This is a genomic window from Tardiphaga sp. 862_B3_N4_1, from assembly GCF_051811085.1.
GTDB lineage: Bacteria > Pseudomonadota > Alphaproteobacteria > Rhizobiales > Xanthobacteraceae > Tardiphaga > Tardiphaga robiniae.
The window spans coordinates 2,044,673-2,067,795 of sequence record NZ_JBPWQB010000001.1 but is presented as its reverse complement, the minus strand read 5'-3'; the positions used below and the strand labels follow the sequence as shown (position 1 = coordinate 2,067,795).

Genomic DNA, 23,123 nt, shown 5'->3' with positions numbered 1-23,123 from the left:
GTCATGACAACGGGGCGGCATTCGACTCGCCTAGGCGAGGCTTCGCAACTCACGTGCCGCCGCGACCATATTCACGAGCGCAGGCCGCACCTCCTCCCATTTGCGGGTTTTCAGTCCACAATCGGGATTGATCCAGAGCTGGGAGTCCGCCAGCCGCTGCCGTGCAAGCTTGAGCAAATCGACCATGTCGCGCGTTTCAGGCACCCGCGGCGAGTGGATGTCATAGACCCCGGGACCTATCTCGTTTGGATACTTGTAAGTCCTGAACGCATCGAGCAGCTCCATCTTCGATCGTGACGTTTCGATGGAGATCACGTCGGCGTCCATGGCACCGATCGCATCGATGATGTCGTTGAACTCCGAGTAGCACATATGCGTATGGATCTGCGTGTCATCACGCACGCCCGACGAACAGATGTGGAAGCTCTCCACGGCCCAATCGAGATAGGACTTCCATTCCGATTTGCGCAGCGGAAGCCCTTCGCGCAGTGCCGCTTCGTCGATCTGGATCATGCCGGCGCCAGCCTTTTCAAGATCAGCCACCTCATCGCGTATCGCGAGCGCGATCTGCCGGCACGCCACCTCGCGGGGAATGTCATCGCGCACGAACGACCAGTTCAGGATTGTGACAGGCCCTGTCAGCATTGCCTTCATCGGCCGGTCGGTGAGCGACTGCGAATAGTGCCACCATTCGACGGTCATGGGATGCGGCCGGGACACGTCTCCAAACAAGACAGGAGGCCGTACATAGCGGGAGCCATAGGATTGCACCCAGCCATGCTTGGTGAAGGCGAAGCCGGAAAGTTGCTCACCAAAATACTGCACCATGTCGTTGCGCTCGAACTCGCCATGCACCAGCACGTCGAGACCAATATTCTCCTGCCAGCGAACCGCCCTCGCCGTCTGGTTCTGCAGGAACGTCTTGTAGGCGGCATCGCTGAGTGTACCCCTGACATGGGCTCCGCGTGCGTTTCTCACTTCCGCGGTCTGCGGAAACGAGCCGATGGTCGTTGTCGGGAATGCCGGCAGTTTGAAGCGTCGATGCTGTTCGGCAGCGCGCGTGGCAAAGTCACTGCCTCGACGACGCATTGTCGCGTCAACAGAGGCGACGCGTTTGGCGACCGCAAGATCGTGGATCTTCGACGATGCCAGTCGCGCAGCCGCCGCGGCATCCGACGCGACAAGCGTTGCAGCGACATCAGCGCGGCTGCCAGCCAGCGCTGCTCCAAGTGCGGCCAGCTCTTCCATCTTCTGGATCGAAAAAGCCAGCCAGCTTTTGACGTCCGGATCGAGATCAGTCTCAAGGCTGAGATCGATCGGCACATGTAGCAGCGAACAGGACGGCGCGAGCTCAACGCGATCCCTCCCCAGGAGATCGACCATGGGCTCCAGACCATCGAGCAGGCTGGACAGATCGGACCGCCAGATATTACGTCCATCGATCACGCCGAGCGAGAGGACCAGATCCTTCGGCGCCTTCGCAGCGACTTCGTCGAACTGATCGGGTGCCCGAACCAGATCGAGATGAAGCCCGGCGACGGGGAGCGACAGGGCCAGATCGAGGTTGTCGCTAAGTTCGCCAAAGTAAGTGTTCAGCATGATCCTGAGCTGCGGGACCGCTTCTGCAAAGGCGGCGTAGGTCCGCTGCAGCGCCTGCCGGGCCGGCGCGTCAAGATCGAGCACCAGACATGGCTCATCCAGTTGCACCCATTCTGCGCCTCTGTCGGCCAATTCCCCGAGCACCTCGACATAAACAGGCAGTAATCGATCGAGCAGCGTCAGCGGATCGAATGACGCATCCGCACTCTTGGCCAGCTTCAGATAGGTCACAGGGCCGACCAGCACAGGCCGCGTCTGATAGCCGAGCGATCTCGCCTCTTCGTACTCCTTGATCGGCTTGCGCGATGCGAGACCGAAGGTCTGATCCTGCACCAGCTCAGGCACCATGAAATGATAGTTGGTATCAAACCACTTGGTCATCTCCTGTGCTGGTACGCCTTGCGACGTGTCTTGCGCATGAGAGCCGTGCGTGCAGGCCTCGTCATGCCCAGCGCCTTGTGATCCACGCGCCATGGCAAAATAGGTCGCGAAGGAAACGTCTCCGCCCTTCCAGCCATAGACTTTGGGAATGGCGCCTACCATGACGCTGGTATCGAGCACCTGATCGTAGAAGGAGAAGTCGTTCGACGGCATGACCGTGATCCCGAGCGACTTCTGACGCGCCCAATTTGCGGCACGCAGCCCGACGCCGACATCGATCAGCGCATTCTCGTCGATTGCACCGGACCAATAGCTTTCCAGCGCCATCTTGAGCTCACGCCGCGGACCGATCCGTGGCGTTCCCAATGTAGCAACAGGAAGGGAGGACGTAGATTTGGCAGAAGACTTTGAAGAAGTAGACTTTGACACAGTAGACATGGCTTAACCCCAATGATTGGGGGCAAAAGGCCAAAGTGACACGTCTGGATTCCACGACGGCAGTCGCGGAATCGCAACCGCACCACCGGGACACCCCGCCCGAGGACGTTTATGTTGTCGAGGCAGGTCTCCTGGCTCGCGGGTCAATGCTGCTGTCCGGCCTTCCCAAAACCTTTGCGGGTCTCAGTGACTTTAATGGACAGCGGCTCACCGCTTACAGTTGCGGGGGCAGCTCCGGCCTTGGCTTAACGCCTCACCGGCTTCCCTCTTAGCTTCGGGCAAATCTTCCCGAAGAACCACGACATCCTCACATATGGGCAACATCGCGCGGCAGTCAACCGAGCTTGCGTGCGCAAGCTGCCCACTCGCGGCAGCGCGTTGAAGATTCCGGAGCTGGAGTGGGCCGTAGCCCCGAGATCAAACGCATCAAGCCCGGCACGAGGCCGGGCTTGCTCAAATGCTAACTACACTTCGTGGACTGCGCTTATGCGCCGTTGAGGAATTGCAGCGGATCGACCGGCGACGAGCCCTTGCGGATCTCGAAGTGAAGCTGCGGCGAAGTGACTTCGCCGGACTGGCCGGACTTGCCGATCACCTGACCGCGCTTGATGGTCTCACCACGTTTCACCATCAGCTCACTCGCATGGGCATATGCGGTGACGTAACCGTTGGAGTGACGAACGAGAACCAGATTGCCGTAGCCCTTCAGCTCGTTGCCGGAATAGGCAACGACGCCATCTTCGGCTGCCTTGATCGGCGTGCCTTCCGGCACGGCGACATTAATGCCGTCATTTGATTTGCCATTGGTCTTGGCGCCGTAGCCTGTGACCACGCGGCCGCGCACCGGCCAACGGAACGTCGGCAAAGCGCCGGTTGCGTCAGCGGCTTTAGTCGGCGATTCCGGCGTGGTTTCTTCAGGCGTCGTCGTGGCACTTGCCAGACGGGCCTTCTGTGCGGGCTCGGCAGAAGCAACACGGGCCACGGCAGCGGACGTGACCGCGCCAGCCGGAGCGGCCGTCACGGCTGCGACGGGCGCAGCGAGCGGCGCTGCTGCAGGAGCTGCATTGGCCGTACGCGCGCCGGGTACCGTGATCTTGGAGCCAAGCTTCAATTGGGCAGTCGGCGCCAGACCATTGGCGCGCGCGAGTTCGGCGACCGGCACGTTGTTCCGGCGCGAGATGCTCATCAGCGTATCGCCGCGATTGACGAAATGCATGGTCGATGCGCCGACGGCAGGTTTGCTCGCAGCAGCGGCAACGGCCGGAGTTGCCGCAGCGCCCTGGCGCGGAATGATCAGCGACTGGCCGGGCGACAGCGCGCGCGGACCCTTGTAGCCATTGGCCTGCAGGATCGCGGCCGACGAGACGTTGTAGCGCTTCGCCAGACCGTCGAGCGTGTCGCTGGTGCCGACGATGATCGAGGTGCCGCCATCACGGGCAAGGCCATTGGTCGCTGCAACCGAGCGCGGCGCCGTGGAGCCGGTGGTTTCGATCGGCGCACGTGCGGGCGGCGGCGTATACATACCGTTGCCGCCCCCGCTGACGGGTGCAGCCGACGCAACCGGACGAGCTGTCGGATAGGACTGCGGCGCCGAGATCGGCGGCGGCAAAGCCTGCGATTGATACTGCGGCTGCGGATTATAGGCCGGGCGCTGATACTGCGGCAGCTCCTGGCGCTCGACCGGCGCGCGCGGTGCTCGCTGCGGCACCGAGCCGGTGGTTTCGCCTTGCCAGCCAAAGCCACGGGACTGACCTGAGTCAAAATTTGGATTCTGAGATAGCCGTGTCTGCATGTCGGCGCTGCAGCCGGCAAAACCGATAGACATCAGCGCCAGCACCGCGACCTGCGGAGCGCGGCGCGAGTAAAGCAACTCGACAACGCTGGACATTGGTTACTCACTCATACGCAACAAACAACTGAATTGAGTAAACACCGTCTCCGTTACCAAGCCTTTAACCTTGCGACCAACACGTGACAGCCGTTCACGAACTTTTTTCAGAGTTCGCGCGCGATGCCCGGAAGTGCAGGCACGAAACGTACATCCACGAGCTCCTTTCGCTCCAATCCATCCCCGGTTTTGCGGATCCGGACCAGGGTCTGGACGCCATTATGAGGACCAACCGGCGCAAGCAGAATACCCCCCTCCTCAAGCCGATCGGTCAGCGCCACCGGCACCTCCTCCACTGCGGCGGTCACGACGATCCGGTCAAACGATCCCAAATTGGCAGCCGGGTTGAGGCCGTCGCCGAGCATGACCTCGATATTGTGGAGGCCGAGTGCCTCCAACCGGGTCCGGGCGGCGTCGGCCAGCGTGCGATAGCGCTCGATGCTGAGCACGTCGCGGACGAGCTTTGACAGGATCGCGGCCTGGTAGCCCGATCCCGTGCCGACCTCGAGCACACGGTGACCAGCATTCAATTGCAGCTGTTCGGTCATATAGGCCACCACGAAGGGCTGGCTGATGGTCTGACCGCAGGCAATGGCCAAGGCCGTATCGCGCCAGGCGTGGGCGCGATCGTTCGGCTCGACGAAGCGATCACGCGGAATATCCTCCATTGCGCGCAGCACCAGCCGATCGCTGATCCCACGGCGCCGCAGACCAAGCTGAAACGTCATCTGTTCGGGCGGCTGTCCGACGGTAATCATGGAAATGCCTCACGCAGCACAGGTTAGAAACACTCTCGATCTAGCAAAGATAGATTGATGTATTTCTGCGATCGGAACCGGGATAGCCTAACGACAACTTTTATTGTTCCGCGCGCGGAACCAGCAACATACCAGCCTGTTATGGGCGGGGCGCTGAAATCCTGATCTTGCTCTATCTGGTACCGAACACGCGACATGCGTCTTTGGGTCACGAAAATGGCAATGCGTCGAGATTGCGTTCAACCCGGGAATTTGCGATTTTGTTCAGAGGATTGGGGCAAGGAAACCGGCCATGACTGCAACGAACCCGCCGGGCGGCTCCGTCTTCCTGGTCGAAGACGAGGTCATGATCCGCATGATGGTCGCCGATATGCTCGAGGAACTCGGCTACAGCGTAGCCGCCGAAGCCGGTGACATCAACGAAGCGATCAAGCTGGCTGGGTCTGCCAAGTTCGACATTGCGATCCTCGACGTCAACGTCAACGGCAAGGTGATTTCGCCGGTCGCGGAAGTGATCGCATCGCGCAACCGCCCGTTCATCTTCGCGACTGGCTACGGCGCGCAAGGCCTGCCGGAAGAATTTCGTGACCGCCCGACGCTGCAGAAGCCGTTCCAGATGGAAACGCTGGCGCAGGTGCTGTCAACGACGCTCAAGGGCGTCGCGGTCTAGGCGAGCCCACTCGCCTATTTCGAACTCTCAGCCAAGCGCCTTGGTCAGCGCTTCGGAGAATACATCATCCGTGCGATCGAGACGCAGCGGCGTGACCGAGACATAGCGCGCAGCAAGCGCTGCGAGATCGGTACCCTCCAGCGGGGCTTCCGCGGCGACGATGCGCTCGAAACCGATCCAGAAATACGGATTGTTGCGGCCATCGCGCCGCTCATCGACGCGCAGAAAGCCCTGATTACGCTTGCCCTGCCGGGTGACGACGACACCTTTCACCTCGTCGGCCGCGCAGGCCGGGAAGTTGACGTTGATGACGGTGTTCTTCGGCACGCTCGCCTTGATGACCTTGCGCAGCACGTCCGGCCCATATTTCAACGCGGTCTCCCATTGCGGGTTGTGACGCGTTTCCATCGAGAATTCCTGGCTCAACGCCACCGACGGAATGCCGAGAATGGTGCCCTCGAGCGCACCGGCGATGGTACCGGAATAGACCACGTCCTCGGCGACGTTGCGGCCCTTGTTGACGCCGGACAATACGAGATCTGGCTGCTTGTCCTTCAGGATATGACGCGCGCCCATGATGACGCAGTCGGTCGGCGTGCCGCGCACGGCATAGTGCCGCGGGCCGACTTCGCGCAGTCGCAACGGATCGTTCAGCGACAATGAATGCGACACACCGGATTGATCGAGCTCGGGCGCCACCACCCAGACGTCGTCGGACAATTCCTTGGCGATCTGCTCGATGATCTTCAGGCCGGGGGCGTGAATGCCGTCGTCATTGGTGCAGAGAATGCGCATTCGTGAGGTGCCTTTTCGATCGGGAGGGCCGCTGGCCGGCACCGGTTTTTGCCAGCATGTGCCCGCTTTTGCCACCCCCATTTTGGGCGCTACTCGTGCGCTGCCGAGGCTGTCTCGAAGGCGATTTTTCCCGTGAGCCGGAACATTTCGGCGTCGTCGGGATTTTTAACTTAGGTAGGTGTGTGCCAGTTGCGTCTGAAGCATGCGCGCTCGACCCGGATGGCCTTGGTCGCAGCGCCCCACAGGGCGACGGAGATGGCGAAACAGCTCGAACGGGTGTTGATCATCGGATTGCCGGCGATCGCGGTTGTCGCCCTGACGGGGTGGCTGCTGCTTCCCAGATTGGCCGAGACCAAGCCCGATCTCACCCTCAATACGGCGGTACTGGCAACTATGCCCGACGAGTTGAGTGAGGAGGACTTTGCCAAACCCACGTCTTCACAACTCGTCAGCGTCCCCGACGCCGCGGAGCTCAACCGTCTCAGCCTCTCCCGCCAATCGTTTCGCCGCGGCGGCCTCGGTTCCAGGGCGCTGATGACGTTCACCGTGCGCAACGCCAACGACTATCCGGTCAAGGACCTCGAAATCGCCTGTGCCTTCCGCAGCCGGGATGGGCGTTATGTGACGGAGCGTCGCCGCGTCATCGCGGAGACCGTCAGCACGAAAAGCCGCAAGGCGTTTCCGATGACGCATATGGGCTTTGTCAACATAAAAGCCGAGAAAGCCAAATGTGCGCTGGTGACGGCCAGCCGCGCGTGAGCGGCTGGCGCGCGACGACGCCTAGCCGGCTTGGACGACTTTAAGCCCGCCCATATAATGCTGCAGCACATCCGGCACGGCAATCGAGCCATCTTCCTGCTGATAGTTTTCCATCACGGCGATCAGCGCGCGACCGACGGCGGTGCCCGAACCATTCAGAGTGTGCACGAAGCGCGGTTTGCCATCCGGCCCGCGCGAGCGCGCATCCATGCGCCGCGCCTGGAAATCGCCGCAGACCGAACAGGACGAAATCTCGCGGTAAGCACCGCCGTCGCCCTGGCCCGGCATCCAGACCTCGATGTCGTAGGTCTTCTGCGCAGCAAAACCCATGTCGCCAGTACACAGCGTCATCACGCGGTAATGCAGGCCAAGCCGGCGCAGCACTTCCTCGGCGCAGGACAGCATGCGCTCATGCTCGTTCTTGCTTTCCTCAGGCGTGGTGATCGAAACCAATTCGACCTTGGTAAACTGGTGCTGGCGGATCATGCCACGCGTATCGCGGCCGGCAGCACCAGCCTCGGCGCGGAAGCACGGCGTCAGCGCCGTCATACGCAGCGGCAGCTCTTTTTCGTCAAGGATGGATTCACGGACGAGATTCGTCAGCGGGACTTCGGCGGTCGGGATCAGCCAGTAACCCTGCCCTTCACTACCGATCGCACCGGCGGCGAATTGATCATCGCGAAACTTCGGAAGCTGCGCAGTGCCAAACATCGCATCGTCGCGAACCAAGAGCGGTGGGTTCACTTCCGTGTAGCCATGCTCATTCGTATGCAGATCGAGCATGAACTGCCCGATGGCACGCTCCAGCCGTGCAAGGCCTTTCTTAAGCACGACGAAGCGTGCGCCCGAGAGTTTGGCCGCGGCCTCGAAATCCATGAAGCCCAAGGCTTCGCCGATATCGTAATGAGCTTTCGGCGTGAACGCGTAGTTGCGCCTGGCGCCGAAGTGATGACGCTCGACATTGCCGTGTTCGTCGACCCCCTCAGGCACGTCGTCGAGCGGCAGGTTCGGGATTTCGGCAAGCGCGACCTTGAGCTTATCCTCGGCGTTCTTCACCGCGGCTTCCATCGCCGGCATCGTCGTCTTGAGCTCGGTGACCTCAGCCATCAGCGCGTTGGCGCGCGCCTCGTCCTTGGTCTTCTTGGCCTCGCCGATTTCCTTCGATGCCGCGTTGCGCCGGGCTTGCGCCTGCTCGGACGCAAGGATCGCGGTCCGGCGCGCCTCATCAATCGCCAGCAGCGATGCCGACAGCGGCGCCAGCCCCCGCCGCTTCAGCGCAGCGTCGAAAGCTTCGGGATTGTCGCGGATCGATTTAATGTCGTGCATGACGGGATTCCTGAGCGAAAGCGGCTCTGAGTACCCCGAATAGCTGACATTTGGAACATGAAATGGCGCGATCGCCCCGTTAGTGCGCTCGCAGCAGAAACGCAAGTATTCCAATGCAGGCGACGGCGACACTCACTGCGGTAACGACGATGCCACCCAAGCGCACTGTAAGACGAAGCGTCTGAGTCTCCATGGCTGCCTGCAAATCGTTGCGCGTCGCCAACAATCGCGCGTCCAGATCGGACTTAACAGCGAAGAGATCGGATTTCGTGACAAGCTCGGTCATGATGAAATCCCGTGCCGCTTCGGCATGAGCCTCGGCCTGATTGTTCGCTACCCCGGCTTCGCGGAGCCGCTTGGAATAGCCGAGTGTATCAAATGCAAAGGCCACAATCACCTCCGTAGCAGCGCCAGCTGAACAACTTAAGGTAGATTGGCACAATTGCAATTACAAGAACACGTAGGCGCCTACTCCGCCGGCGTCACGTCCGTGCCGGTCCCCGCCGCAGCCTTGGCAGCAGCGGCCTTGGCGGCGTTCTTCTCGACCATGCTGACCGCGATAATCGAACCTTCGTAGAGGATCAGCAGCGGGATCGCCAGGGAGGCCTGGCTGATCACATCGGGCGGCGTCAGCACGGCCGCGATAACGAAAGCGATGACGATGAAGTAGCGGCGCTTTTCGCGCAGCTGCTTCGACGTGAGGATGCCGATGCGGCCAAGCAGTGTCAGGATGACGGGGAGCTGGAAGGCGATTCCGAAGGCGAAGATCAGCGACATCATCAGTGAGAGATATTCGCCTACCTTGGGCAGCAGCGCGATCTGCGCGGTATCGGAGCTTCCGGTCTGCTGCATGCCCAGCGAGAACCGGATCAGCATCGGCAGCACCAGGAAATAGACCAGCAGCGAGCCCAGCGCGAAGAAGAACGGCGTCGCGATCAGGTAAGGCAGAAACGCGCCCTTCTCGTGCTTGTAGAGGCCGGGCGCCACGAACATGTAGATCTGCGCGGCAATTACCGGAAACGAGATGAAGCCGGCGCCAAACATCGCCAGCTTGAGTTGGGTCAGAAAGTACTCCAGCAGCGCGGTGTAGATGAACTTCGAATTCTCTGGGCCGGCGACCCAGACGAACGGCCAGACCAGCACGTTGTAGATCTGCTTGGCGAAGAAGAAGCAGAAGATGAAGGCCACGGCAAATGCGAGCAGCGCCTTGATCAGCCGCGACCGCAGCTCGATCAGGTGATCCATCAAGGGAGCCTTGGAGGCTTCGATATCTTCGGCACTCATGACGCTTTGGCGTCCTTCAGAACATCTGGACTGGCCGCGTCGGGGGCTGCTGCGCCATCATGGGCGGCAGCGGGAGTTTCGACCGGCGACGGCTGCACTTCCCGGGTAATGGCCAGTGGTTCGTTCACTGCAGCAGTTTCCTGCGCATGCGTCTCGGCCTCAACGAAGGTCTCGGGTGTAGGCGGCTCGGGCGTGGTGGGCACGGCCGGAGGCGTGTCGAGATTGTCAGCCTTGTCGATGGCCATGGCGTCACTGACGTCCTTGGTCAGCGAGGTCATGATGTTGTTGGTGGTGAAACCGGAAGCGACATCCTTCACGTCGTCGAAGGCCTTTTTGACGTCGGCCATTTCGGCTTCGCGCATCGCCTCGTTGAACTGGCCCTGGAATTCCGAGGCCATCTTGCGGGCCTTGCCCATCCACTGCCCGACCATGCGCAGCACGCCGGGCAGTTCTTTCGGGCCGATGGCAATCAGCGCGACGACCGCGATGACGACCAGTTCACTCCACCCGATATCGAACATGAAAAAATCCGCTTACGCGGGGCTGGATGTGCCCGCGTCTCCTTCAATGGCCGCCGCGATCCCCAAGGACAATCCCTTCGGAACCTCAGACAACCTTGCTGCCGACGTCCGTACGGTTGGCGGTCGGCGCCGGCGGGGTCTGGTCGATAGTGCGGACCGGCTCGGTCGGCTTGTCTGCCGGCTTGTCGTCGTCCGCCATGCCCTTCTTGAAGGCCTTGATGCCCTGCGCAACGTCGCCCATCAGGTCGGAAATCTTGCCGCGCCCGAACAACAGCAGGACCACTCCGATCACGACGATCCAGTGCCAAATGCTGAGTGAACCCATCCTGCTAACCCTCCAAACACGCGGCCAGTCGCCCAGCCTGATCTGACCGGAACGTAGGCTGCGGGGGTGTCAAAAACAAGGACTTAACCCTCGTGGAATCGCGGATGTCGCGGCGCAATGCCGCGAGCGTTAATGCCGCGATCAGTGCTTGCGGTCGTCGTCCCGGTCGGTTGCGTCCGGCTCAGCGTCATCCGGCTCATCTTCGTCCTGATCGTCCTCGTCGAGCTCGTCGTCTTCCGCGTCGTCGGAATCGTCTTCATCGTCGTCGAGTTCGGCCGTTTCGGGCTCAGCGGTCTCGTCTTCATCCGACTCGGGCTCTGCGACTTCAGCCGCTTCGGCCTCGCCTTGCTCGGGCTCGATCACGTCGAGATCACGCGCTTCAAGTTCCGCGACCTCGGCCGCTTCGCTCTCTGGCTCCACAACATCTGCCGTTTCAGTGAATTCGGCCTTGGCCTCGGCAAATGCCTGGGCCTCACCAGCGTATCCGACAGTCCCGGCTTCGGGCTCCTTGAGCTGCAGTTCGGGGAATTCCGGATCGGGTGCCGACAGCGCCAGTTCCAGTTCGCCGCCCTCCAGCGGATCCTCGTCCTCGCGGAGCGTCGGATCGTCGGACGGATTGGGCACGCTGAAGCCGGACGGCAGCCGCGAATCCAGCAGACCCGTGCCCTTTAGTTCCTCAAGACCCGGCAGATCGCCGAGTGCCTCAAGACTGAACTGCGACAGGAAGCTCTCGGTGGTACCGAAGGTCAGCGGACGGCCCGGCGTCTTGCGACGGCCGCGCGGCTTGATCCAGCCGGTTTCCAACAGCACGTCGAGCGTGCCCTTGGAGGTGATGACGCCGCGAATATCTTCGATTTCGGCGCGGGTCACCGGCTGGTGATAGGCAACGATGGCGAGCACTTCGATCGCCGCACGCGACAGCTTGCGGGTTTCGGTGGTCTCGCGGGTCATCAGCCAGGACAGGTCACCGGCGGTGCGGAACGTCCATTTGTTGGCGACACGGACCAGATTGACGCCGCGCATGGCGTAATCGGCCTGCAACTGCGCCAGTGCCGCCTTGATATCGACGCCATCCGGCATGCGCTTGGCCAGCGCGGATTGGTCGAGCGGCTCGGTGGATGCGAACAACAGCGCTTCGAGCAGGCGCAATTCTTCTGGGCGCGCCTCCGACTGGACCTCGGATTGTCCCTCGGACTGCACGATCTGATCCTCGACATCGTCGATGCGTTTCTCGGCGAGGCTTGCCATGTCTGGATCTCCTTCTTCCACTTACTCGGCCGGAACTTCCGGCTCCACCTGCACAGGCTGGGCGATGTGCTTGCGGAAATACAAAGGCGCGAATGCTTCTTTCTGGCTGAGGTCGAGCGTGCCCTCACGGACCAGTTCAAGCGCAGCTGCAAAACTCGAGGCCATCACCGTCGCGCGCTGCGCGGGGTCGGCGACATAGGCCAGCAGATATTCATCGAGACGGCTCCAGTCCTCTGCCATGCCGACCAACCGTTCCAGCGAGGCGCGCGCTTCGCTCAGCGACCAAACGGTGCGCTTGGCGAGATGGACGCGCGTCAGCACGCGAGCCTGGCGCTGGGTCGCATAAGCTGACAGCAGATCGTAAAGCGTCGCCGTGAAGCGCGGATGCTTCACTTCGGCGATCGACTCGGGAACGCCACGCGGGAAGATGTCGCGGTTGAGCTGCGGCCGGGTCATCAGCCTGTTCGAGGCTTCGCGGATGGCTTCGAGGCGGCGCAGCCGGTTGGCCAGCGCGGTCGCCATATCCTCGGCGCTCGGGCCTTCGCCCGGCACCGTCGTATCCGGCAGCAGCAGGCGCGACTTCAGGAATGCCAGCCACGCCGCCATCACCAGATAGTCGGCAGCCAGTTCCAGACGGATCTTCCGCGCGGCTTCGATGAACAGCAGATACTGGTCGGCCAGCGCGAGGATCGAAATCTTGTGCAGGTCGACCTTCTGTTGCCGCGCAAGCGCGAGCAATAGGTCGAGCGGGCCTTCGTAACCTTCGACGTCGACGACCAGCGACGGCTCGTCATCGGGAACGACCTCTGCCGGCAGGCCGGTTTCAAACGACAAAATCTCAGCGCTCATGCACTAGCTCCTGCTCGAGCGATCAAGGCGTCCAGTTCGGCGCGGCCGGCGGTACGGTCGAACGGCTGCGGCTGACGGCGAGCAGCAAGAGCCGCCTTGGCTCGCTCAAGCGCCTTCCCGGCCAGAACCGGGGTCTCGCTGACGACGTCGCGCATCTCGTCCAGTTTGCCGTTGCAATGCAGGACCATGTCGCACCCGGCGCTGACGATCGCGCGCGTACGTTCCGCGATCGATCCCGCCAGAGCATTCATGGACACGTCATCACTCATCAACAAACCCTGGAACCCGATACTGCCGCGAATCACCTGTTCGATGATTGTCGCAGAAGTCGTGGCCGGTTGGGTGGCGTCTAGCGCGCTAAACACAACATGTGCAGTCATCGCCATCGGCAGATCTGCCAGTGGACGAAATGCTTCGAAATCAGAAGCTTCGAGCTCACTCTTCGTGTTGTCTACGATCGGCAATTTGAAATGGGTATCGGCGGTGGCCCGGCCATGGCCGGGAATGTGTTTGAGCACAGGTAGAATGCCACCCTGCGACAGCCCTTCGGTCACCGCGCGGGCGATGGTCGCGACCTTGCCTGGCGTGGTGCCGTAGGCGCGATTGCCGATCACGGCATCAGCGCCCTCCACTGGGACGTCCGCCAACGGCAGGCAGTCCACGGTGATGCCGAGGTCCACAAGGTCACTCGCAATGAGCCGTGAACTGAGCCAGGCAGCCCTGAGGCCTGCTTCCGGGTCCGCGTCATAGAGCGTGCCGAACACAGCACCGGGCGGATAGACCGGCCAGTGCGGCGGTCCCAGACGCTGCACACGCCCGCCTTCTTGGTCGATCAGGACCGGCGCATCGAGATCACCGGTCACGCCGCGTAAATCTTCAACAAGTCGAGCGACTTGGGCTGGATTATCAATATTACGCTTGAAGAGAATGAAGCCCCACGGCCGTTCTGCGCGCAAAAATGCGCGCTCTTCAGCGGTCAGCTCCAGCCGAGATACACCGGTGATGAATGCGCGTGTGCTCATGGGGCCGATTAGCCCCCATCAACGCCCAGGGTCAAGGAAACGGCCGTTAATTCCTTTGGACGACGCACTGTCCGCCGGCAGATTTCAGGTTCCCGCAGACCTGCGAGGCTTCTTCCTGCGAGCCGAACGGTCCGACCATGGCCCGATAATAGGTCCCCTTGTCGCCAAGGTCGGCCTTCTTGATCAACGGCGCACGCGATCCCAGCACCGAGGGGAACTTGGTCTGCAGGGCGCGGAACGACGCCTGCGCATCACCCTCCGACCGCTGGGACGATACCTGGACCACATAGCCGCCGCCGGAGGCGACCGGGGCCGCCTGCTGGGTCGGGTTGGTCGAGGCCATACGTGAGGGCGCCGGTGGAGCGGCTGCAGCCGGAGGCGCAGCCTGCGGCGACAGTGACATCGGGGCATTGGCTGATGCGTTGGCATTGGTCGCGCGCGGTGCCGCAGCGGGCGCGGCTGCAGGAACCGCTGCCGGAGCGGCGATGCGGGCTGGCGCCTGACGCGCGGCCGGTGTGGCTCCCGCGTCGGACTGGTCACCCTTGACGGCAAAAGTACGGATCTTGCGAGGCTCATCGCCCTGCATCGCGCCATTGCCCACCATCGGCTTGTTGGATGGCGAGACGCTGGCTGTCGATGGCGGGTTGGCGTTCTGGTTCAGCGGCGGGAATACCACGCGCGGACCAGCCTTGGTGGCATCCTGCACGTTGACGGGCTGCTCTTCGCGCGACACCAACCGCTCGGGGGCTGCGCCGCCGAGACGATCTTGAATCGGCTTGCCGTCGGCCGCGGCTGTCGCCGACGGCGGGACGATCTTGTTCGGACCGGGCTCGGCCTTGATCACCGGCGGTTCGCTGGTGCGCGCCGATCCCATAAATGTACGATAGGCGAAGGCAGCACCGGTACCCACTACGGCCAGCGCCAGCACGATGGCGACGGTCGCCATGCCACCGCGGCGCTTCGGCGCCTCTTCCTGCTCGGCATAACCGTCCTGATAGGCGTAGGGATCATCCTGATACTGATCGTCCTGCGGATGCTGGGCCTGTGCGCCATCGGCGTGGCCATACAGCGCATCGTCATAACGATTGGGATCATGCGGCGCGTGAGCCTGGTCGTACTGGCCCTGATAGTCCTGCGCCTGATGATCCGTATGCGCGGCAAATGCCGGCGCCTGATGATAATCGGCCTCCGGCTGCAGATGCTGCGGCTCCTGATGCTGAGCGCCGTAACGCTGCACCGGATGAAGATTCTCGAACTCCTGCTGCTGCGGCTCGTGGGCTGCTGCACGCTGCATCCATGGCGGCGGGCCGGGCTGCGCGGGTTCTTCCTCATATTCCGGCTCGTCCTGATAGGCCGGTTCAGCCTGGCGCGGCGCGGGCGCAGGGCGGCTGTTGCTCGCGAACGGGTCGGTCTGCCCGATCAGCCGCGCGAGTTCGGCGAGCGGATCGCCCTCGCCCTTCGTCCGCGATTGAGCGTCGCGGCCGTAATCGTCATCCGCTGGGAAAGGTCGGTTCTGGTATCGATTAGCCATTGTGATGTCGCATCCCCTTCGGGAAAGCCGCCAACCCGCTTTTCAAACGAAACAGCTGCTATCAAGAACCACCCACAGATCCCCATGTGAGCGGCCGTCCCCTGTCTACCGCATCTCGTCCGGTGCGGTGACGCCGAGAACGGCGAGGCCCGAAGCCAGGACTGAGACGACGCTCTGGACGAGTGCCAATCGCGCTTTGGTAAGTTCTGCATCATTAGTGATAATGAAGCGTAAATGAGGCATATCCCGTCCGCGCGTCCAGAGCGCATGAAATTCGCTGGCGAGATCATACAGATAGAAAGCTATGCGGTGCGGCTCATGCGCCGTGGCCGCAGATTCTATCATCCGTGGGTACAATGCTAACTGCCGCATCAGGCCCAGTTCGGCAACATCGTCGAGCCGCTCCATTACCGCGTCTTTCAGATAGGCAATGCGGGCCTCGGTTTCCAGAGGCAGGTCGGCCAGCATCTCCCGCGCATTGCGGAAGATCGAATGGCCACGGGCATGGCCATACTGCACGTAGAAAACCGGATTGTCCTTGGACTGCTCGATCACCTTGGCGAGGTCGAAATCCAGCACCGCGTCGTTCTTCCGGAACAGCATCATGAAGCGCACGGCGTCGGAGCCGACCTCGTCGACCACTTCGCGCAGGGTAACGAAATCGCCGGAGCGCTTCGACATCTTCACCGGCTCGCCATTGCGCAACAGCTTCACAAGCTGCACGATCTTGACGTCGAGTTCAGCCTTCCCTGCCGTTACCGCCTTGATCGCCGCCTGCACACGCTTGATATAGCCGCCGTGATCGGCGCCCCAGACGTCGACCATGTTGAGGAAGCCACGGTCGAACTTGGTCTTGTGATAGGCGATATCGGACGCAAAATACGTGTAACCGCCATCCGACTTCAGCAGCGGACGATCGACATCGTCGCCATAGGCGGTGGCGCGGAACAGGGTCTGCTCGCGGTCTTCGTAATCGTCGATCGGCTTGCCCTTTGGCGGTGGCAACCGGCCCTCATAGACATCGCCCTTGGCGCGCAGGAAATCGATGGTCGCGCCAACCATGTCGGTGCTGCCTGCGATCAGCGAACGCTCGGAGAAGAACACTTCGTGGGAGATGTTCAGTGCGGCGAGATCGCCCTTGATCATCTCCATCATCATGGAAATGGCCTTGGCGCGCGTGATCGGCAGCCACTTGTCCTCGGGCATCTGGTTCAGCGCAGCGCCGTACTCAGCCACGAGCGCCTGCCCCACCGGCACCAGATAGTCGCCGGGATACAAGCCTTCCGGAATGTCACCGATAGCTTCGCCTAGCGCCTCGCGGTAGCGCAGATGTGCCGAGCGCGCGAGCACGTCGACCTGTGCGCCGGCGTCGTTGATGTAGTATTCGCGGGTGACGTCATAACCGGCGCAATCGAGCAGGCTCGCCAGTGCATCGCCAAACACGGCGCCGCGGCAATGGCCAACATGCATCGGTCCCGTCGGATTGGCCGACACGTATTCGACATTGACCTTCTCACCGGCTCCGACCGCGCTCCGGCCATACGAGGCACCGTCGCGCAACACCGCGCGCAGCGCATCGGCCCAGGCCGACGACTTCAGCGTGAGATTGATGAAGCCGGGTCCGGCGACATCCACCGACGTCACCAGATCGTCTTCGCGCAGCTTCGCAGCGATAGCGTCAGCCAGATCGCGCGGCTTGGCTTTCGCCTCTTTCGCCAGCACCATCGCGGCATTGCTCGCCATGTCGCCATGCGACGCATCCTTGGTCGGCTCGACGACGACGCGCGACAGATCGATGCCGGCGGGCAACACGCCTTCACTGACGAGGGCGTTGCAGATCGCGTGAACGCGCGCGAGCACGTTGGCGAACAGATGCGGGGTCGGAACAGTCGAGGCCATGGCGATACGGGAACCAGCTTGCGCCGGAGGATTCCGGCAGGATTGCATCAGGATGGAATAGCGGTTTCGGGGGCGTTCCGCCAATTCTTTGACGGCCGATCCGCCAAGTGGGCAAGGATCGAAATCTGTAGCCCCGAAAGGCACTTAGAAGCCTTCGCCTAACGCAATTCGGGGGTCGAGTCAAAGAGCCGGATATGCTCGGTGATGGCAAAACGGTCGGTCATCCCCGCAATGAAATTGCCGATCCGGCGCGCCTGTTCGCCCTCCGATTCCGGCTCGGCGCCTTCAGGGGGCAGCCATTCGGGCGGTAGATCCTCGGGCGCGCGCTGATAGCGTGCGAACAGGTCGGTAACCAGACATTCCGCCTCGACCATCACCCGCATGACACGCTCATGGCGATACATGTGCTGCCAGAGGAAGGCCTTGATCCCAGCCTCGGCTTCTGCCGCGTCGGCACGAAACGCGACGAGCTTGCGCCCGCCGCGGCGAATGTCCTCCGCGGATTTCGGCAACAAAGCGGCTAGTCGTTGTTCCGTCTCGCCGACGACCGCACCGATCAGATAGGAAATCAGCTCGCGCACCAGTTCGGCGCCGCGGCGGCTCTCGTCGAGACCGGGATAGCGTCCATCGATCTCTGCGATCATGCCTTGCGTCAGCGGCATCGCCTTGAGGTCATCGACGGTGAACAGCCCTGCGCGCAGTCCGTCATCGATGTCATGAGCGTTGTAAGCGATATCATCGGCAATCGCCGCGACCTGAGCTTCAAGCGAAGCGAAGCTGGACAGCTCCAGATCAAAGGTGCGGTCATATTCGGTGATCCCGAACGGCACGCCATGGGTGGCATAACGTCCCACGGGGGCGCCTAACGCGTTCGTCAGCGGCCCGTTGTGCTTGACGATGCCTTCGAGGGTTTCCCAAGTCAGGTTGAGGCCATCGAATTCCGGATAGCGATGCTCAAGTGACGTGACGAGGCGCAAGGTCTGTGCGTTGTGATCGAAGCCGCCATGGGCCTCGAGACAGGCATCCAGCGCCCGCTCGCCGGCATGGCCGAACGGCGGATGGCCGATGTCATGGGCCAGCGCCAGGGTCTCGGTCAGGTCTTCGTCGAGCCCCAGTTGCCGGGCTACGGCGCGGGCGATCTGCGCAACTTCCAAAGTGTGGGTGAGACGGGTGCGATAATGATCGCCCTCGTGGAACACAAAGACCTGGGTCTTGTGCTTGAGGCGCCGAAACGCGGTCGAATGGATGACCCGGTCGCAATCTCGGCGAAACGCGCTGCGGGTCCGGCTCGGAGCCTCGGAAAACAGCCGTCCGCGGCTGCGATCGGGGTCGCAGGCATAGGGTGCGCGGGGAGCAGCCATTCCGACCGACACGGCGTGTTTATCCTTGATCCAATTGATTCCTGAGCCTGCCGCACTTAACTATGGGGAGCGGCAGATTCAAATGGTTCGAATCCTGCCCGGAGAGCCAGATATGACCGACACTGCAGTCACCGAGGCCCCCCTCACCGTCAGCGCGCGTGCTGCGCGCCGGATCGGCGAGATCCTCAAGACCGAAGGCAACGGCGCCATGCTCCGCGTGTCGGTTGAAGGCGGCGGCTGCTCCGGCTTCCAGTACAAGTTCGACGTCGAGCGCGCCAAGGCGGACGACGACATCCTGATCGAACGTGACAGCGCCGTGGTGCTGGTCGACCCCTCCTCAGCACCGTTCCTGGCCGGCTCCGAACTCGACTTCGTCGATGACCTGATCGGCGCCTCGTTCCGCGTCGTCAATCCGAACGCGACGGCGTCCTGCGGCTGCGGGACCAGCTTCTCGATCTGACCTCTATTCTGCTCATTTAGATCGGTCTATTTCACGGCGAACAGCGCCCGCACATTGCCGTGCGCGATCTGTTTAGCGACCGCCGGCGGCAGTTGCGCCAGCCATGCGCGATAGCCATCCATGATATCGCCATAGCTCGCCCAGCGTTCCGGCACCCAGGTGTCGGAGCCCAGCAGGAAGCGATCGGGGTAGCGCTCGAACAGCACGCGCCATTGCGGCGTCAGTTTGCCTGATCCGTCCACGATGCCGCTGCGGTAAGACAATTCACCCCACAATTTCGGGTATTTTATCAGCATCGCTGCGACACGGTCCGGCGCGAGGCTGAAGCCGGTATGTGCCCAGATAATCTGCGCACGCGGATTGTGCCGCATCAGAATCTCGACCGCTTCGTCGTCCGCATGGGCGTGCAGATAGAGATTGTTGGCGACCGCGAAGTCGACGGTCTTCTTGACCATCTCGGTATCGGCCGCCTTGCCGGTCAGATGGAATTCGCCGACACCGCGATAGTAGCCGCGCTTGAACTCCTCCTGCACGAGATCGAAGATTACGGGATCGTTGAACCAGCTGCCGATATCGGCGCGCACGCGATACGGCCGGATGAACGGCACGACCTGCAGATCGCCTGCCTTGCCGCTGGCCTTGCCGTCCATCAGCACATGGGTGCCGGTGTTCGGGCGGCTGGTGGCGAGAATGCCGGTGACGCGATTCTTCCTGAAAACCTCTAGCACTTCGTCGGGCTGGTAATACGGCTTCGGCTCCCAGTTGTAATGCATATGGGCGTCGAAGATTTCGATCCGATCGTCGGCACGGACCGGCGCGACAACGAGTGCGGCCAGCAAAGCGGCCACAGTGAGTGTTCTCACCAGCATTGAAGACATCCCTATTCCGCAGCCACGACGCGCGGACGATCGTCGTGGTCTTCTTCCTCGAGCTGCGGCTGCAGCTTGCGCTTCAGCTTGCGGTCGATGCGGTCGAGATAGATGTAGATCACCGGCGTGATGAACAGCGTCAGCAATTGCGACACGCAGAGACCGCCGACCACGGCAACACCAAGCGGCTGACGCAATTCGGCACCGGCACCGGCACCGAGCGCGATCGGCAGCGTGCCGAAGATCGCCGCGAAGGTGGTCATCATGATGGGGCGGAAACGCAGCAGCGCGGCTTCGCGGATCGCGTGTTCGGCCGAGAGGCCGACGCGACGACGCTCGAGTGCGAAGTCGACCATCATGATGGCGTTCTTCTTGACGATGCCGACCAGCATGACGATGCCTATCATGGCGATGACCGACATCTCCATCTTGAACAGCATCAGCGTCAGGATCGCGCCGATGCCCGCCGACGGGAGGCCGGAGATGATCGTGATCGGATGGATGAAGCTCTCGTAGAGGATGCCGAGGATCACGAAAGCTGCGAATACGGCAGCCAGGATCAGAACGCCCTGCCCGCGCAATGAATCCTGGAACACCTGCGCAGTGCCAGAGAAGCCCGTCGCTATGGTCACCGGCAGTTTGGAATCCGCCTCGATTTGCGTGATCTGGTCGACCGCATAGCCCAGCGAATAGCCGGGCACCAAGTTGAACGAGATCGTCACCGCCGGCTGCTGACCCTGATGGTTGATCTGCAGCGGCCCGACCGTTGGCACCAGACGCGCGACCGCGCTCAGCGGAATGGTCTGATTGTTCGACGTCTTCATATAGAGCTTGGAGAGGTCGCTCGGATCGATCCGGAACTGCGGCTGTGCTTCCAGAATGATCTGATAGTCGTTGGTCGGCATATAGATGGTGCCGACCTGACGCGAGCCGAACGCATTATAGAGCTGGTTACGAACCTGATCGACGGTGACGCCGTAGACCGCCGCCTTTTCGCGGTCGATATCGACCGTCATTTGCGGGTTCTTGATGTACAGGTCTGTCGTCACGTCGAGCAGGCCCGGCACCTTGGCGATGCGATCCCGCATTTCCGGCGACACGCGATACAGCGTGTCGGTGTCGCTGCCCTGAAGAACGTATTGATACTGGCTCTTCGACGGCCGGCCGCCGATGTTCAGATTCTGGATGCTCTGGAAGAAGGCCTGCAAGCCAGGAACGGCCAACGACTTCTGGCGCAGCCGCGTCATCACCACCTGTGCGGGATCACGATCCTGGCGCGGTTTCAGCGCAACGAACAGACGACCGTAATTCGCCGTCGCATTCGGGCCGCCGGAGCCCACGGTGCTGTTGATGTATTCGACGGCAGGATCGGATTTCAGCAGATCGGCGAGCGCTTGCTGCCGCGCACTCATCGCTTCGAAGGACGTATCGGTTGCGGCTTCGGTCGTACCGGTCAGGAACCCGGTATCCTCCTGCGGGAAGAAGCCCTTCGGTACGATGTTGTAGAGATAAACGGTGCCGCCGAGGGTCGCGAGCGTCACCACCAACATGATGCCCTTGTGTGCCAGTACGCGATCGAGCGCCCATTCGTAACCACGCAGCCAAGCCGCAAATATGCGCTCGAAACCGCGCAGGATGAAATTTTCCTTGTGCTCGGGATTGTGCGCCTTGAGCACGCGCGCGCAGAGCATGGGCGTCAGCGTCAGCGACACGAAGCCGGAGACGATGATCGCCACCGCGATCGTCACCGCGAATTCACGGAACACGCGGCCGACAATTCCGCCCATCAGCAGCACGGGAATGAACACCGCGATCAGCGAGAAGGTGATCGAGACGATAGTGAAACCGATTTCGCGCGCGCCCTTCAGTGCCGCGTCGAACGGCTTCATGCCGAGCTCGATGTGTCGGACGATATTCTCCAGCATGACGATGGCGTCGTCGACAACGAAGCCGACGGACAGTGTCAACGCCAGCAGCGTCATGTTGTTGATGGAGTAGTCCAGCATGTACATCGCGGCGCATGTGCCGAAGATCGAGATCGGCACCGCCAGTGCGGGGATCAAGGTCGCGGAGGCTGAGCGCAGGAACAGGAAGATCACGAAGATCACCAGCACGACGGCGATCAGCAATGTCTCCTCGACGTCGGCGACGGCTTCGCGGACCGAGATCGAGCGGTCCATCATCATATTGACTTCGACCGATGGCGGCAATTGCGCACGCAGCGACGGCAGCTTGGCGCGGACGCCGTCGACCACGGCGACCGTGTTGGCGTCGGGCTGCTTCTGGATCGCCAGCACGATGGCGCGCTCGCCATTCAACCAGGTCGCGACCTTGTCGTTTTCGACGGCGTCATAGATCTTGGCGACTTCGTTCAGCTTGACCGGCGAGCCGTTGCGCCAGGCAACAACGACCTGGCCATAGTCGGCGGCCTTGGACATCTGTCCGGATGCCTGCAGCGAGATATCCTGCTTCGGTCCGTTCAGAGTTCCGACCGGCGTCGAGGAGTTCGCGCGTGACACCGCCGTACGGATATCTTCAAGCGACAATCCACGAGCCGCCGCAGCTTCGGGATCGGCCTGCACGCGAATGGCGAATTTCTGCGTGCCATAGATCAGCACCTGCGCCACGCCGGGAATCTGCGACAGCGCCTGCCCGATGGTGATATCGCCAAATTCATTGACGGCCGAGAGCGGCAGCGTCGATGAACTCAGCGCAATGAACAGCACCGGGAAATCGCCGGGGTTCACCTTGCGGAAACTCGGCGGGATCGTCATTTCGATCGGCAACCGGCGCTGTGCGATCGTCAGCGCAGTCTGCACGTCCAGCGCCGCCGCATCGATATTGCGGTTAAGATCGAACTGAATGATGATCTGGGTCGTTCCCTGCGACGAGCTCGACGACATCGAAGAGATACCAGCGATGGTCGAGAGCTGACGCTCGATGATGCCGGCGACCGAGGCCGCCATCGTGTCGGCGCTGGCGCCCGGCAGCGTCGCCGTCACCGCGATGGTCGGAAAATCCACTTTCGGAAGCGCCGACACCGGCAGCAGCCGGAAACCGAAAATGCCAAACGCGATGATCGTCGCCGTGATGAGCGTGGTCATCACAGGGCGACGGATGCAGAGCTCCGAGAGGGTCAT

At 61.9% G+C, this 23,123-nt stretch carries 20 protein-coding genes and 1 riboswitch; of the genes, 3 read left to right on the top strand and 17 right to left on the bottom strand.

The genetic code is table 11. The features are described from left to right. Nucleotides 1-30: 30 nt before the first annotated feature. The 3 genes from metE to AB8B02_RS09635 form a co-directional block, all read right to left on the bottom strand. The gene (gene metE / locus AB8B02_RS09645; RefSeq protein ID WP_439063807.1) at nt 31-2,418 is read right to left on the bottom strand and encodes a 5-methyltetrahydropteroyltriglutamate--homocysteine S-methyltransferase; all 2,388 of its coding nucleotides are present in this window, start codon (nt 2,416-2,418) and stop codon (nt 31-33) included. 104 nt (nt 2,419-2,522) lie between these two features. Further along, nucleotides 2,523-2,734, bottom strand: a riboswitch (cobalamin riboswitch). A 168-nt stretch (nt 2,735-2,902) separates the two neighbouring features. Continuing rightward, nucleotides 2,903-4,306: a peptidoglycan DD-metalloendopeptidase family protein gene (locus AB8B02_RS09640; RefSeq protein ID WP_439063806.1), complete on the bottom strand. Its 1,404-nt coding sequence runs from the start codon at nt 4,304-4,306 to the stop codon at nt 2,903-2,905. Nucleotides 4,307-4,413: 107 nt separating this feature from the next. Continuing rightward, nucleotides 4,414-5,064 (bottom strand): protein-L-isoaspartate(D-aspartate) O-methyltransferase, encoded by a 651-nt coding sequence (locus AB8B02_RS09635; protein ID WP_244558313.1) that lies wholly within the window; start codon nt 5,062-5,064, stop codon nt 4,414-4,416. Between the two features lie 292 nt (nt 5,065-5,356). Here AB8B02_RS09635 and AB8B02_RS09630 point away from each other — a divergent pair, with 292 nt between their 5' ends. Next, entirely contained in the window at nt 5,357-5,734 is a 378-nt protein-coding gene (locus AB8B02_RS09630; protein ID WP_120289904.1) for a response regulator, read from the top strand. 27 nt (nt 5,735-5,761) lie between these two features. Here the strand turns inward: AB8B02_RS09630 and surE are convergent, their stop codons facing one another. Next, nucleotides 5,762-6,529 carry a 5'/3'-nucleotidase SurE gene (gene surE / locus AB8B02_RS09625; RefSeq protein ID WP_175367039.1) on the bottom strand — a complete coding sequence of 256 codons (768 nt, stop codon included), beginning with the start codon at nt 6,527-6,529 and terminating at the stop codon, nt 5,762-5,764. 255 nt (nt 6,530-6,784) lie between these two features. On the opposite strand from surE, the gene AB8B02_RS09620 reads away from it, so the two are divergent. Continuing rightward, nucleotides 6,785-7,288 (top strand): hypothetical protein, encoded by a 504-nt coding sequence (locus tag AB8B02_RS09620; RefSeq protein WP_439063805.1) that lies wholly within the window; start codon nt 6,785-6,787, stop codon nt 7,286-7,288. A 21-nt stretch (nt 7,289-7,309) separates the two neighbouring features. On the opposite strand, the gene serS is transcribed toward AB8B02_RS09620, so the two are convergent. From serS to AB8B02_RS09565, 11 genes are all read right to left on the bottom strand, one after another. After that, nucleotides 7,310-8,614 (bottom strand): serine--tRNA ligase, encoded by a 1,305-nt coding sequence (gene serS, locus AB8B02_RS09615; RefSeq protein ID WP_439063804.1) that lies wholly within the window; start codon nt 8,612-8,614, stop codon nt 7,310-7,312. A 79-nt stretch (nt 8,615-8,693) separates the two neighbouring features. Then, nucleotides 8,694-9,005, bottom strand: a complete 312-nt coding sequence (locus AB8B02_RS09610) for a hypothetical protein (RefSeq protein WP_439063803.1) — start codon at nt 9,003-9,005, stop codon at nt 8,694-8,696. Nucleotides 9,006-9,082: 77 nt separating this feature from the next. Beyond that, nucleotides 9,083-9,898, bottom strand: coding sequence for a twin-arginine translocase subunit TatC (tatC, locus tag AB8B02_RS09605; RefSeq protein WP_089264481.1), 816 nt, complete (start codon nt 9,896-9,898; stop codon nt 9,083-9,085). After that, on the bottom strand, nt 9,895-10,419 hold the full coding sequence (gene tatB / locus AB8B02_RS09600; RefSeq protein ID WP_120289910.1) for a Sec-independent protein translocase protein TatB: 525 nt from the start codon (nt 10,417-10,419) through the stop codon (nt 9,895-9,897). The genes tatC and tatB overlap by 4 nt, the downstream gene beginning before the upstream one ends. A gap of 85 nt (nt 10,420-10,504) precedes the next feature. Beyond that, complete coding sequence (locus tag AB8B02_RS09595) at nt 10,505-10,744, bottom strand: twin-arginine translocase TatA/TatE family subunit (RefSeq protein WP_068730798.1); 240 nt, start codon at nt 10,742-10,744, stop codon at nt 10,505-10,507. Between the two features lie 141 nt (nt 10,745-10,885). Next, nucleotides 10,886-11,992, bottom strand: a complete 1,107-nt coding sequence (gene scpB, locus AB8B02_RS09590) for an SMC-Scp complex subunit ScpB (protein WP_439063802.1) — start codon at nt 11,990-11,992, stop codon at nt 10,886-10,888. Nucleotides 11,993-12,013: 21 nt separating this feature from the next. Continuing rightward, on the bottom strand, nt 12,014-12,841 hold the full coding sequence (locus tag AB8B02_RS09585) for a segregation and condensation protein A (protein WP_093758709.1): 828 nt from the start codon (nt 12,839-12,841) through the stop codon (nt 12,014-12,016). Then, entirely contained in the window at nt 12,838-13,863 is a 1,026-nt protein-coding gene (gene nagZ, locus AB8B02_RS09580; RefSeq protein ID WP_439063801.1) for a beta-N-acetylhexosaminidase, read from the bottom strand. The genes AB8B02_RS09585 and nagZ overlap by 4 nt, the downstream gene beginning before the upstream one ends. 46 nt (nt 13,864-13,909) lie before the next feature. Further along, the gene (locus AB8B02_RS09575; protein ID WP_439063800.1) at nt 13,910-15,394 is read right to left on the bottom strand and encodes an SPOR domain-containing protein; all 1,485 of its coding nucleotides are present in this window, start codon (nt 15,392-15,394) and stop codon (nt 13,910-13,912) included. A 105-nt stretch (nt 15,395-15,499) separates the two neighbouring features. After that, entirely contained in the window at nt 15,500-17,293 is a 1,794-nt protein-coding gene (gene argS, locus AB8B02_RS09570; protein ID WP_439063799.1) for an arginine--tRNA ligase, read from the bottom strand. A 158-nt stretch (nt 17,294-17,451) separates the two neighbouring features. Beyond that, on the bottom strand, nt 17,452-18,666 hold the full coding sequence (locus AB8B02_RS09565) for a deoxyguanosinetriphosphate triphosphohydrolase (RefSeq protein ID WP_439063798.1): 1,215 nt from the start codon (nt 18,664-18,666) through the stop codon (nt 17,452-17,454). 100 nt (nt 18,667-18,766) lie between these two features. On the opposite strand from AB8B02_RS09565, the gene erpA reads away from it, so the two are divergent. Beyond that, the gene (gene erpA, locus AB8B02_RS09560) at nt 18,767-19,114 is read left to right on the top strand and encodes an iron-sulfur cluster insertion protein ErpA (protein WP_093758714.1); all 348 of its coding nucleotides are present in this window, start codon (nt 18,767-18,769) and stop codon (nt 19,112-19,114) included. Nucleotides 19,115-19,140: 26 nt separating this feature from the next. On the opposite strand, the gene AB8B02_RS09555 is transcribed toward erpA, so the two are convergent. Both AB8B02_RS09555 and AB8B02_RS09550 read right to left on the bottom strand, forming a co-directional pair. Then, nucleotides 19,141-19,983: an amidohydrolase family protein gene (locus AB8B02_RS09555; protein WP_439063797.1), complete on the bottom strand. Its 843-nt coding sequence runs from the start codon at nt 19,981-19,983 to the stop codon at nt 19,141-19,143. A gap of 11 nt (nt 19,984-19,994) precedes the next feature. After that, a complete protein-coding gene (locus tag AB8B02_RS09550) occupies nt 19,995-23,123 on the bottom strand; it encodes an efflux RND transporter permease subunit (RefSeq protein ID WP_231080773.1) in 3,129 nt (1,042 codons plus the stop codon).

What these genes read in the sequence shown, in the direction of transcription:
- metE (WP_439063807.1), bottom strand. Translation starts at nt 2,418, where the DNA reads ATGTCTACTGTGTCAAAGTCTACTTCTTCAAAGTCTTCTGCCAAATCT.
- AB8B02_RS09640 (WP_439063806.1), bottom strand. Translation starts at nt 4,306, where the DNA reads ATGTCCAGCGTTGTCGAGTTGCTTTACTCGCGCCGCGCTCCGCAGGTC.
- AB8B02_RS09635 (WP_244558313.1), bottom strand. Translation starts at nt 5,064, where the DNA reads ATGATTACCGTCGGACAGCCGCCCGAACAGATGACGTTTCAGCTTGGT.
- AB8B02_RS09630 (WP_120289904.1), top strand. Translation starts at nt 5,357, where the DNA reads ATGACTGCAACGAACCCGCCGGGCGGCTCCGTCTTCCTGGTCGAAGAC.
- surE (WP_175367039.1), bottom strand. Translation starts at nt 6,529, where the DNA reads ATGCGCATTCTCTGCACCAATGACGACGGCATTCACGCCCCCGGCCTG.
- AB8B02_RS09620 (WP_439063805.1), top strand. Translation starts at nt 6,785, where the DNA reads ATGGCGAAACAGCTCGAACGGGTGTTGATCATCGGATTGCCGGCGATC.
- serS (WP_439063804.1), bottom strand. Translation starts at nt 8,614, where the DNA reads ATGCACGACATTAAATCGATCCGCGACAATCCCGAAGCTTTCGACGCT.
- tatC (WP_089264481.1), bottom strand. Translation starts at nt 9,898, where the DNA reads ATGAGTGCCGAAGATATCGAAGCCTCCAAGGCTCCCTTGATGGATCAC.
- tatB (WP_120289910.1), bottom strand. Translation starts at nt 10,419, where the DNA reads ATGTTCGATATCGGGTGGAGTGAACTGGTCGTCATCGCGGTCGTCGCG.
- AB8B02_RS09595 (WP_068730798.1), bottom strand. Translation starts at nt 10,744, where the DNA reads ATGGGTTCACTCAGCATTTGGCACTGGATCGTCGTGATCGGAGTGGTC.
- scpB (WP_439063802.1), bottom strand. Translation starts at nt 11,992, where the DNA reads ATGGCAAGCCTCGCCGAGAAACGCATCGACGATGTCGAGGATCAGATC.
- AB8B02_RS09585 (WP_093758709.1), bottom strand. Translation starts at nt 12,841, where the DNA reads ATGAGCGCTGAGATTTTGTCGTTTGAAACCGGCCTGCCGGCAGAGGTC.
- nagZ (WP_439063801.1), bottom strand. Translation starts at nt 13,863, where the DNA reads ATGAGCACACGCGCATTCATCACCGGTGTATCTCGGCTGGAGCTGACC.
- AB8B02_RS09575 (WP_439063800.1), bottom strand. Translation starts at nt 15,394, where the DNA reads ATGGCTAATCGATACCAGAACCGACCTTTCCCAGCGGATGACGATTAC.
- argS (WP_439063799.1), bottom strand. Translation starts at nt 17,293, where the DNA reads ATGGCCTCGACTGTTCCGACCCCGCATCTGTTCGCCAACGTGCTCGCG.
- erpA (WP_093758714.1), top strand. Translation starts at nt 18,767, where the DNA reads ATGACCGACACTGCAGTCACCGAGGCCCCCCTCACCGTCAGCGCGCGT.
- AB8B02_RS09555 (WP_439063797.1), bottom strand. Translation starts at nt 19,983, where the DNA reads ATGCTGGTGAGAACACTCACTGTGGCCGCTTTGCTGGCCGCACTCGTT.
- AB8B02_RS09550 (WP_231080773.1), bottom strand. Translation starts at nt 23,123, where the DNA reads ATGACCCTCTCGGAGCTCTGCATCCGTCGCCCTGTGATGACCACGCTC.